The 11,274-nt window shown below is 57.4% G+C and carries 10 protein-coding genes; 4 read left to right on the top strand and 6 right to left on the bottom strand.

What is annotated here, in order from left to right; all coding sequences use genetic code 11:
* Positions 1 to 190: 190 nt before the first annotated feature.
* The 4 genes from L0H14_RS05805 to dnaK form a co-directional block, all read right to left on the bottom strand.
* Positions 191 to 727 (bottom strand): helix-turn-helix transcriptional regulator, encoded by a 537-nt coding sequence (locus L0H14_RS05805; RefSeq protein WP_301418098.1) that lies wholly within the window; start codon positions 725 to 727, stop codon positions 191 to 193.
* A complete protein-coding gene (locus L0H14_RS05800) occupies positions 727 to 1,668 on the bottom strand; it encodes a DnaJ C-terminal domain-containing protein (RefSeq protein WP_301418096.1) in 942 nt (313 codons plus the stop codon). Before L0H14_RS05800 ends, L0H14_RS05805 begins: the two co-directional genes overlap by 1 nt.
* A gap of 15 nt (positions 1,669 to 1,683) precedes the next feature.
* Positions 1,684 to 2,343, bottom strand: coding sequence for a nucleotide exchange factor GrpE (locus tag L0H14_RS05795; protein WP_301418094.1), 660 nt, complete (start codon positions 2,341 to 2,343; stop codon positions 1,684 to 1,686).
* Between the two features lie 81 nt (positions 2,344 to 2,424).
* A complete protein-coding gene (gene dnaK / locus L0H14_RS05790; protein ID WP_301418093.1) occupies positions 2,425 to 4,278 on the bottom strand; it encodes a molecular chaperone DnaK in 1,854 nt (617 codons plus the stop codon).
* Positions 4,279 to 4,528: 250 nt separating this feature from the next.
* On the opposite strand from dnaK, the gene L0H14_RS05785 reads away from it, so the two are divergent.
* Entirely contained in the window at positions 4,529 to 5,164 is a 636-nt protein-coding gene (locus L0H14_RS05785; protein WP_301418091.1) for a hypothetical protein, read from the top strand.
* 2 nt (positions 5,165 to 5,166) lie between these two features.
* Here L0H14_RS05785 and cls read toward each other — a convergent pair whose 3' ends face one another.
* Complete coding sequence (cls, locus tag L0H14_RS05780) at positions 5,167 to 6,666, bottom strand: cardiolipin synthase (RefSeq protein ID WP_301418089.1); 1,500 nt, start codon at positions 6,664 to 6,666, stop codon at positions 5,167 to 5,169.
* A gap of 138 nt (positions 6,667 to 6,804) precedes the next feature.
* Between cls and L0H14_RS05775 the strand changes: the two genes are divergently transcribed.
* Both L0H14_RS05775 and L0H14_RS05770 read left to right on the top strand, forming a co-directional pair.
* Positions 6,805 to 9,402 carry an MMPL family transporter gene (locus tag L0H14_RS05775; protein WP_301421483.1) on the top strand — a complete coding sequence of 866 codons (2,598 nt, stop codon included), beginning with the start codon at positions 6,805 to 6,807 and terminating at the stop codon, positions 9,400 to 9,402.
* Positions 9,403 to 9,434: 32 nt separating this feature from the next.
* On the top strand, positions 9,435 to 9,716 hold the full coding sequence (locus L0H14_RS05770; protein ID WP_301418084.1) for a DUF4235 domain-containing protein: 282 nt from the start codon (positions 9,435 to 9,437) through the stop codon (positions 9,714 to 9,716).
* 80 nt (positions 9,717 to 9,796) lie between these two features.
* Here L0H14_RS05770 and L0H14_RS05765 read toward each other — a convergent pair whose 3' ends face one another.
* A complete protein-coding gene (locus L0H14_RS05765; protein WP_301418082.1) occupies positions 9,797 to 10,537 on the bottom strand; it encodes a peptidyl-tRNA hydrolase in 741 nt (246 codons plus the stop codon).
* Between the two features lie 51 nt (positions 10,538 to 10,588).
* Between L0H14_RS05765 and L0H14_RS05760 the strand changes: the two genes are divergently transcribed.
* Positions 10,589 to 11,254, top strand: coding sequence for a mismatch-specific DNA-glycosylase (locus tag L0H14_RS05760; protein WP_301418080.1), 666 nt, complete (start codon positions 10,589 to 10,591; stop codon positions 11,252 to 11,254).
* Positions 11,255 to 11,274: the final 20 nt, after the last annotated feature.

Here is an 11,274-nt window from a genome sequence, read left to right as displayed (position 1 = left end):
CTAGTCCACCCACAGACTGTCTCCCTTTATCCCGAGGCCAATGTTGAAATCCTAGGTTCGATCACTGTTAGTGAACAGTAGCATCGTTTCGGGTTGCCAAAAAATTTATGTGGGTTAGACAGCACAATGCCGGTGCCCTAAACGTTTTTTCGGGGCACCGGCATGGTGTCGAGCTGGGCGAACCGCCAAATCAGCGGGTCAAAGCGAAGCGTGGTTGGTTCAACGCATATCGTGGCCTTGATTGTTGCAGGGCAAACATCATGGCTTGTTCTACCCGGTTCCGATCGAAACGCTGACGACGTCGTTGCTCACGGTATCCGTCGGAAGTGCCAAAATCTGGCGCTGGACCATCATCGGTTGGGCCGTGAATATTGGTAGTAACACCGGTTGAGCCAGCCGTGAAGGTGCGCGAGAACGACACGTGGGAACGCATGATCGTGATCTGATCCACGAGTTCACCGACGGTGTCTCGAAGCTGTTCTACTTCTGCTTCTAACTCGACGATCCTCCGGATACCTTCTAGGGAGACACCGTCACGTGATAACGATTGAATCCGACGCAAGAGTCGGACATCTTCGGCAGAGTATCGGCGCTGGCCTCCGGATTGGCGTTCAGGCACCACAAGCCCCATGCGGTCGTACTGCCGGAGGGTTTGTGGGTGCATGTCGGCTAATTGGGCCGCTACCGAGATGACGTAGATGGGATCGTATTTGTGACGGTTGGCCATTACAACCTAGCTTTCTGTGCCAGCTCGGCCCGCGGATCGAAGTCCTGGGTCGCCGTCTGATACGCTTCGACGGCGGCTTTTGCCTCGTCGGAAAGCTCTTCAGGGACTTCTATGACTAGCTCTACCAGCAGGTCACCGGTTTGCTTCGCGGTTTTGACACCTCTGCCACGCAACCGCAAAACACGACCAGACGATGATCCGGCAGGGACACCGATCTTCACGGCGCTATCCAGTGTTGGTACCTCGATCGTAGTACCAAGAACGGCCTCATCGAAAGATACAGGCACCTTCAACCGGATATTGTTTTCGTCGCGTTCAAAGACCGGGTGACTCTTCACCGAGACTTTGACCATCAAGTCGCCTCGACCGCCAGTCCCCTGCTGGCCTTTACCTTTCGCCCGAACCGTTTGACCATCTTTAACGCCGGCCGGGATGCGTACCTCATTGACGGCGCCATAACTGGTGGCCGCCTGCGTGGTGGTGCCCCGAATAGATTCGGCGAAACTAATGGTCACAGCACCTTTAATATTGGCACCCTTGGTTGGTCGTTGTTGAAAGCCACCGGGCCCGCCGCCACCAAAGCCGCCGAAGATATCTCCGAATCCAGCTTGGCGTCCGCCACCTGCCTGGCCGAAGAGTCCGGAAAAGATATCTTCGAAGCCCCCCTGTTGGGCGCCTGGCCCGGCACCGCTGAATCGGGCACCCGAGCCCATGGCTCGCAGTTGGTCATACTCTTGACGCTGTTCCGGATCCGAAAGGACCGTATTGGCTTCGGTAATCTCTTTGAAACGTTGTTCAGCTGCGTCGTCACCTTGATTGGCATCGGGGTGATACTGGCGGGCAAGTTTACGGTATGCCTTTTTAATATCAGCAGCGCTGGCATCTTTGGCGACGCCTAAGGTGGCGTAGAAATCCTTATCTAGCCAGTCTTGAGAGGCCATGTGGCCTCCTTTCTCTTACTCGTCACCGGCGGAAACCATAACTTGTGCAGCACGTAGCACGCGCTCGTTGTACAGGTAACCGTTCCGGAAGACCTGCACAATGTGCTCTTCGGCGACTTCCGATGACGGCTGGCGCAACATAGCTTCGTGCTGGGCCGGGTCAAATGGTTGTCCCACCAGGGTGTCGGCGTCATGCTTCACAAGGCCAATACCTTCAAGGGTGGTGAGCATTTTGCGCGCAATCGCAGCGAAGGGGCCTTCCAGGTCGCCCGCAGCATCTGCGGCGTCGATGTCATCAAGAACCGGCAGCATAGCTTCAAGCATCGAAAAGTTTGCGTTGTCTTTGGCGACATCGCGGTCACGCTCGACACGACGACGGTAATTCACGAACTCCGCCTGCAAACGCTGGAGATCTTCCCGCAGCGCCGCGGCTTCGTCCTCCTGCGCCGGTTCTTCTTCGGTGGCCTCGGTTTCTTCCGATTCGGTACCGGCAGCATTGAGGATATCTTCGACCTGGGACAGCGGGTCAGCCTGCTCTGCTGCAGCCTGGTCCTCGGCATCCGTCGCATTCTGTGCTGGCTGGTCGCGGAGTTGACCGGTTTCAGGGTCGACACGCCGCTTATCGGTAAAGCGAATCGGGTCTTGCTCTTCTTCGTTATTGTGCTGATCAGACATTGAAAACTCCTGTGAGAAAACAAACGAGGCCGGCCGGAAACCGGCCGGCCTCGGTGGTGAACTACTTAGTGGACGATAGGACTATTTCTTGGTGTCTTCGTCTTCGTCCTCATCGATAACTTCAGCATCAACGATGTCTTCGTCTTCAGCAGTACCATCGGCAGCCTCTGCACCGTCCTGTTCGGACTGGGAGTAGAGGGCTTCACCGATCTTGGTCTGCGACTGCTGCAGTTTTTCGAAGGCAGCCTGGACCTCGTCGTCGTTATCCTGCTTCTCAAGGGCTTCCTTGAGTGCATCGACGTCCGCTTGGACCTCAGTCTTGACGTCTTCTGGCAGTTTCTCGTCGTTATCCTTGAGGAGTTTATCCACGGAGTACGCGGTGGTCTCAGCAGCGTTGCGGGCCTCTTGGGCTTCGCGGCGCTTCTTGTCTTCCTCAGCGTGTGCTTCGGCGTCCTTGACCATGCGATCAATGTCATCGTCCGACAACGAGGTACCACCGGTAATGGTCATCGACTGTTCGGTACCGGTTGAGCCGTCCTTAGCCGAAACATGCACGATACCGTTGGCATCGATGTCGAAGGTGACCTCAATCTGTGGCATACCGCGAGGAGCTGGTGCAATACCGGTCAGCTGGAAATTGCCCAGTGGCTTGTTATCCGCGGTGAATTCGCGTTCACCCTGGAAGACCTGGATATCCACTGACGGCTGGTTATCGTCTGCCGTGGTGAAGGTTTCGGAGCGCTTGGTTGGGATCGCCGTGTTGCGTTCGATCAGTTTGGCCATCACGCCACCCTTGGTTTCGATACCCAAGGACAGTGGAGTGACGTCGATCAGCAGCACGTCTTTACGATCGCCTGCCAGGACACCGGCCTGAATGGCAGCACCAACGGAAACAACCTCATCCGGGTTGACACCCTTGTTTGGCTCTTTACCACCGGCCATTTTCTCAACGAGCTCGGAAACGGCTGGCATACGAGTCGAGCCACCAACGAGGACGACGTGGTCGATCTCGGAAACGGAAATGCCGGCTTCCTTGATGACATCCTCGAATGGACGACGAGTGCGTTCCAGCAGGTGCGAAGTCATATCTTCGAATTTGGCGCGGGACAGGTGCTCATCCAAGTGCACCGGACCGTTTTCTGTCACGGACAGGTACTGCAGGGAAATATTGGTCGAGGTAGCCGAGGATAGTTCCTTCTTGGCCTGCTCTGCGGCTTCTTTCAAACGACGCAGTGCGATCTTGTCCTTGGAAAGGTCAGCGCCGGAGGCCTTGGCCTGCTCCAAGAGCCAGTCAACGACGACCTGGTCCCAGTCGTCACCACCCAAACGGTTGTCACCAGCGGTGGAACGAACCTGAATGGTGGAGAAATCGTCGTCGTCCTTGCCAACTTCCAGCAGGGAGACGTCGAAGGTACCGCCACCGAGGTCAAAGACCAGAATCGTTTCGTCTTCTTTACCGCGTTCCAAACCGTAGGCGAGAGCTGCCGAGGTCGGTTCGTTGATAATGCGTGAAACGTTCAGACCGGCAATTTCGCCTGCTTCCTTGGTGGCCTGGCGCTCAGCGTCGTTGAAGTATGCCGGAACGGTGATGACCGCGTCGGTAACTTCTTCACCGAGGTATTCCTCGGAGTCGTGCTTGAGCTTCATCAAAATGCGAGCTGAAATTTCCTGGGCGGTGTACGACTTGTCGTCGATTTCAGCTTTCCAGTCGGTACCCATGTGGCGCTTGACCGAGGTAATGGTGCGCTCTGGGTTGTTGACTGCCTGGCGCTTGGCGATATCACCGGTCAGCACTTCGCCGCCCTTGGTGAATGCGACGACCGATGGAGTGGTGCGTGCACCCTCCGCGTTTGCGATGACCGTTGGGTCGCCACCTTCCAACACAGCAACAACTGAGTTGGTGGTTCCCAAGTCAATACCTACAGCACGTGACATATGTGAATCCTTTCGTGAATACTTTTCATCTCAAAATGTAGCGCTCCCGCTACTTGAGTTCCCTACACTCAAGTTGCCACAGGTGAGGACCTCCTGTCAAATAAACCTGAGTGAGCCTGACTCAACTTTGCTTCTGCTTGGTTCCAACGTCCATCGACTCACCGATATTCCATTCAGCAGCGATTGTGACGACAGCTACACATTGACGTCGTTCCGACCGGCCTGGGTGCTCGTGCTCTAACATTGAGTCATGTCACGCTACTCCTCGTCTCACCCGCTAATCATTGGCATTGATGGCCGCTCTGGTTCAGGCAAAACCGTGCTGTCCAAAATGCTGGTCGAAAACCTCTCCGCACAGCACACGGTGACGGTCCTTCGCATGGAGGACCTCTATCCGGGCTGGAATGGCTTGCACAACGGTATGGAGATTTTTAGTCACGATGTGCTCCCCAAATTAGCGGCCGGCGAAACAGCCACCTACCAAACCTGGGACTGGCATTCCCAGGCCAGCTGGGAAGGTGGCTTCGGCTCGGTCGTGACCACCGAGCCGACAGAAGTCATCATCTGTGAAGGTGTCGGGGTCGGCGCTCGGGCCAACCGAGACCTCTTAGATGTTTTGATTTGGTTGCGCGTCCCCGATCAGCTCCGCTACGACAGAGCTATGCATCGTGACGGCGCCAGCTATGTGGAGCAGTGGGAAAATTGGGCAGCCCAAGAGCGTCAGATGTTGGACCAGGACCAAATTTATGACGAAGCAGACCTCGTGCTTGTGGCCAATGAGCCCGACGAGCGCCACCACACTTCTGCCCTAGCAGTCGTCACGGCAATGTTGCATGCACCGCGCCGCCTCGAGGACCACCCCGATGGCGGGCAGTTGGAAGCGTGAAATTACTGCAGCGCTGAGGTGAGCCGGAACACGTTATCCAGCCAGCGCCGGTGACGTGGACGTGCCAACCAGTCCTTGAGCACCAGGTGTTCACATTTGGCCTGGTACTCGTCAATAATTCCATCAAGCTTGGCGACTTCTTCGGGGCCTACCACCATGACGGTAACCTCCGAGTTCAGCGAAAACGACCGCATGTCCATGTTGGATGAGCCAAAGATGCCGACGTCGTTATCTATTGTAAACAGCTTGGAGTGCAACACGTCCGGATCCGGGTACCGGTAGATGTGGATCCCGGCACGCAACAGCTGCTCGAAATACGATTGTTGCGCATGGTGTACCGCCAGCTGATCAGCCCGTCGCACCACCAGCAACTCCACCCGCACGCCGCGTTGGGCCGCACTGGTCAAGGCGTAGAGCATCGAGTCGTCGGGCACTAAGTACGGGGTGACCACGCGAATCGACTCTGTGGCCGAATAGAACAGGTGGTTAAAGGCCCGGAGATTGTTTTCTTGAGAGAAGCCCGGGCCCGACGGGATGATCTGAGCCGCTGGTCCCTCGTGGTCCTCAATTTCGGATTCGGTCACGCCACGTAGATCCTGCTGCAGCTGCTTGCCGGTCTCGGAAAACCAATCCGTAGCAAACACCAGGTCAAGGGAGGCCACCGAGGGCCCTTCCATGCGGGCCATCATGTCCTGCCAGTGTCTACCCATCTTGTGAGCCGACGAGCGTTTATATCCGGGTTCAATCAAGTTCATCGATCCGGTGTACCCAATAGTTCCATCGACGACGACCATTTTGCGGTGGTTCCGAAGATCCGGGCGTTGATATTCGCCGCGCCAGGGCCGCACAGGCAGCGAACGGTGATAGTCAATGCCGGCAGCATCTAGGCGAGATAACAGTTGGCGATAACCGCGCACTCTCGCGGTGCCGACGTGGTCAAAAATCAGCCGGACGGTCACCCCGCGCTGAACCGCTCGCACCATCGCGTCCAAGACGACGTCTGCATAGCCGGGACGATTTTTCGGATCGGTGCCAACGATATAAAACATCACATTGACATAGTCCTGCGCCGCATCAATGTCCTGGGCCATTAGTTCCAGGGTGGCCCGGTAGTCCGTCAAATACTCAAAAACATTCCCATCGAGCATGGGAAAGCCGGTCAACCGGCGGGTCAGTTTCGAGTTGGCCGCAACATAATTGGGGGCGGCATCCGCCTGGTTCGGTAAGTCCATATGCGCCGTCGCACGACGCAGTTCAGAGTTCACCGCGATCTGCCGCGAACGGCGTTGACCACCCAGCTGAAACGAGCCCAGCAATAGGAACAGCAGCAGGCCCGGGATGGGGAGGAAGAAAATGACCAACAACCAGGCCATCGCAACTGCGGGACGACGATTGCCAGGTACGATGCCGAGCAGAGCAATACGAATCGCGAAATCGGCCACGGTGAACAGAACCGTTGCCCAATAAGGAAAATCCGCAAATTCCACACTCGACCAGACCATGAAGAGTATTCTATGCCACTGAGTCTGCACGTCAGTCCGGATCACACGCGGTGAACGCACATTGTCCCCTGATCAACCGTCCATTACAGTTGTAAAGGGTCAAACTGGCCCTTCTCATTGGGTTTTTCAAGGGTGATCATGGCAAAGCTTCTGTATCGTCTCGGCTCCAGTGCCGCTAAAAGACCATTCGCGGTAGTTTTTACCTGGCTCGTGCTGTTGGCCATTGCCGCAGGCTCGTTCCTGACCCTTGGGGGAACGCTCGTCTCCACGGTGGATATCCCGGGGACGCCGACGGCCCAAACAACCGACCGGCTCGAAGAAGAATTCCCCGAAGCCGCCCGCGGCACAGGAAACGTCGTCTTCCAAGCTGAAGATGGTTCGCCTTTCACCGCAGACCAGCGCGAACACATCGAGGCCGTCCTAGAAGCTACAGAAAATGTTTCCGGTGTCGAGAGCGTAATCAACCCGTTCGAGATCGACGCCGAACTGTCTGACCAGCAGCAAGAGCTGGAAGACGGACGGCAAGAACTTGCCGATGCACAACAACAGCTAGACGGTGCACCCGAGCAATTCGACGCAGCCGAAGCCGAGTTAGATTCCTCCGAACAGGACCTCGACGCCGCTCAAGAACAACTTGACGCCGGGATAGATCAGGCCACCGCCGCGGGTATGCCCGAGACCGCAGCGCAAGAGCAGTTTGCCACACAGCAGGCCCAGCTTGATGCAGCACGAGAGGAACTTGAAGCAGGCCGTCAACAGTTGGAAGACGAACGGGAGAGCTATGAAGAAGGCCTCACCGAGGTCGAAGAAGGCCAAACCCTGACTGACCTTGGCGACCGGTTACTCGAGACATCCAACGACTACTCTGTGGTGTCCGATAACGATTCCGCTGCCATTGCTACCGTGCAATTTGTTGACCAGTCCATGGATGTTTCCACCCCGGTCCGAGAAGGGGTGGTCGCCGCACTGACCGACCGGACTATCGAGGGCGTCGAAGTGCTGCCGTCCCAGGAAATTTCCATGGCCGTTCCTGATGTGCTCGGCTGGGCTGAAGTCGTCGGCCTGGTTGTCGCCGGAATCGTGCTGGTGGTCATGCTTGGAACCTTCATGACCGCCAGGCTCCCCCTGATCAACGCCCTGGTCGGCGTTGGTGTTGGAGCGCTGACCGCACTGGCTTTCTCATCGCTGTTCGAAATGAACTCAGTGACCCCGGTTCTGGGTGTCATGTTGGGTCTTGCCGTGGGCATCGACTACGCGTTGTTTATCGTCCACCGACATCGAACCCAACTCAAATCCGGGATGCCGATACATCGTTCGATTGCCATGGCCAACGGCACGTCGGGTAACGCCGTGGTATTCGCCGGCGCCACCGTCGTCATCGCCCTGTTTGCCCTAAATCTGACCGGCATTCCATTCCTCGGGTTGATGGGAACCGTAGGCGGATTTGTGGTCGTCGTCGCCGTGCTGGTCGCGATCACGCTGACCCCGGCCATGCTCTCATTGCTGGGTCACCGTGCACTCTCCAAGCGCGAGCGTCGTAGGCTCACTGACGAGGTGCCAAACAGCCAACCGAAAAAGCAGCTCAAACGCATGTCCAACACCCGCGCCGTATTGTCGACCATCGGTGCCGTTGCCGTCCTGGCGATCATCGCCATCCCGGTCTTCTCCATGCGCCTGGGTATCCCGGACGGTTCAGCAGAGGCCCCCGATACAGCCGAATACCAGGCGTATGCAGCACAAGCCGAACACTTCGGTGCCGGAACCAACGCCCCCATTGTGGGCGTCGCCGATATTCCAGCAGATCTCTCCGAAGAGGAACTCCTGGAAACCACGGTTAAACAAGCCGAACAAATCTCAGCGCTGGACAACGTTGCCCATGTCGTGCCGGTAGGTGAAAACGAGGCCGGAGACAGCACCATGTTCCAGATCATTCCAGTTGAGGATGCCAACCATGAATCGACGGTTCAGCTCGTCCACGAGCTGCGGGAACTCGATCCGCCAGGCGAAGTCACCAACCTTGCACTGGCTGGCCACGCCACGGGCATTATCGATATCTCCGCTGCCCTCGCCGATGTCCTGCCGTTGTACTTAGGTGTCGTGGTCGGTCTGTCATTGATCATCATGGTCCTGGTCTTCCGCTCACTGGTTGTCCCCCTGATCGCCTCTGGCGGTTTCGTGCTGTCCGTGGGAGCCGCGATGGGTGCGGTCGTAGCGATCTACCAGTGGGGATGGTTTGGTGAAACCTTTATGGTCCACAACCCATCGCCGGTCCTATCCTTCCTACCGACTATCATGATCGGTGTGCTGTTCGGGCTGGCCATGGACTATCAGCTGTTCATCTCCTCGGGGATGCGCGAAGCCTACGCACACGGCACCGAAGCCCGGTTAGCCGTGCAGCAGGGCTTCCGCGCTGGCCGCTCTGTCGTCACCGCTGCTGCCATCATTATGATCGCCGTCTTCGGCGGGTTCATTTACGCCGATGACCCCTACATTCGCCCGATTGGCTTCGGCCTGGCCATCGGCGTGCTCTTCGATGCCTTCCTGGTTCGCATGTTGCTGGTACCTGCGCTGATGCACTTGCTCGGACCGGCCGCCTGGTACATGCCAAAATGGTTGGACCGGATTCTGCCGAATGTCGACGTCGAAGGAACCAAGCTCACCGAAGCGCACGACGAACGCGCCGACGAAAAAACATCCCGTGACGCACCAGTTACAACTACCTCACACAGCGTCTAAGCTAGAACCGGAATCTGCAGAAAGGCACAACCATGAATGATGTAGTCCAACGCCTATTGCGCACCGGAGTTTCGATCGGGGCTGGCTTTGTGGCCACCCGCGCGGTCGAAGCGATCTGGAAAACCGCAACCGGTGATGAAGAAGCCCCAACCACCGACGACGATCAGGCCACGCTATTGCGCGTCGTCACCTTCGCCACGATCTCGGCCGGGGTTTCAGCCCTACTCGAGGTCGGTTCACAGCGCCTGGTCAATAAGGCCATGTCAAACTCCGGTAATAAACGAGCCAAGCAACTCGGCAAAGCGGAAGTCTAAACGCCACGCTTGACACGAAAATGATCGGTGCCAGAGGATTTTTCTCTGGCACCGACCGCGTTAAGGCGACTCTTGGCAGCTCACCAAAAAGCCCGCGAGGTTTCTGTGGCTCCGGAAACTTCGGTCAATCCCGCATCGATGACCCGCACCGGGCGCTCCGCCGCTGACCACTGCGATGTGGACGGTAATTGCACCCGGATACGGAATTCATCCTGGCACCAAGCATCAAGAATCTGGGCTGCTGCCGGGTCACCGGTATGTGCACTAGCGGTCAGCCGTTCATAGGCAATTTGCGCTGCGTGACCAGCTTGGGCTGCTGCTTTGCCCGTTGACAAGTCGGCAAACGGTGTGAGCTCGACGGTCACAACAGCGTCGTGGTGCTGGGAGTCATGCAAGCGTGGGAATTCGGTCCCGCCCACCTGCAACTTCTTCACTTCAGGCGGCAGCGGTGCCACCGGACCCGGTACAAGCGCTCGTACCTCCGCGGTACCCGAACTCGCGTTAACGCCGTCCAGTTGTTGAACGTCATCCCAGCGTTTATTCTCAGCCCGCCGCGCCACTTTCCTAATCCATCCCGCACGCCAGTGAGCGACCGCCTCAGACCAGGCACTGGTATCTTGAGTTGTCCGATGATCGTCAAGCAACCTGACGACAGCCGTAGCCGCCGCTTCCAACACGTCAACATGGTTTGCCGGATCCTGTTTATTGCGACGAATCACCAATTGCATAGCCCAAGGATTCACGTGATCAGGACGATCTGGCCGTGAGACGGCATCAGACCGTGCAGGGGACTTGGAAAAATTCTCGGCATCATGACGCATAGTTTCCACTCTAGCGACCTCCATCACCGGGTAAAGACCTAGGGTGGGGATATGGATACTGTCTTACCCAACGACTGGCAACCATGGCGTCGCGAGCCGACCTTTCAGGGTCGCCGTCCGACCAAAACCGATCTCGCAGCAGCTACCGCCCAACAGCTGACCACCCAGGATCTGCTCCCCTATCCGAACGACGAAGACAATGCTGGAATACTGCGGATGCTCATCGTTGGAACCAATCCGAGTCCATGGGCGGCAGCGGCAAACGGACCTTTCGGTCGTCCCGGCAACCGATTCTGGCCATCGCTCTTCGAAGCCGGAGTGACAGCAAACCTGATCAATGCCTCAGCAGGCATCAGTCGTGCCGATGAACGGATGCTTGCCGAACGTGGTGTAGGACTGACGAACATCATTGCCCGGCCGAGCTCACGGGCTGATGAGCTAAGCCTCGAAGAGCTTCGTGCCGGACGTGATGCCCTGATTCAACGTATGCGTCTGTTGCAGCCCCGAGCCGCCGCCTTTACCGGTATTACCGCGTTTCGGCGGGCCTTTGCCGAGCCCAAAGCCACCCTGGGACAACAGCCCACCGACCAACTGCCGGGTTGGCCTGCCCACACCAAACTATGGGTCGTGCCTGATCCCAGCGGACTCAATGCCCACGAGTCGATCGCCTCGCTCGCAGAGAAATGGCGCGAAGTCTGGTCTGCCAGTTCGCGTTAGACTAGCGACCCTGGAAACCT

The sequence above is a fragment of the Yaniella sp. genome (assembly GCF_030453185.1).
GTDB lineage: Bacteria > Actinomycetota > Actinomycetes > Actinomycetales > Micrococcaceae > Yaniella.
Note: the sequence above shows the minus strand (reverse complement) of the source record. Positions and strands in the feature narration are given on the sequence as shown.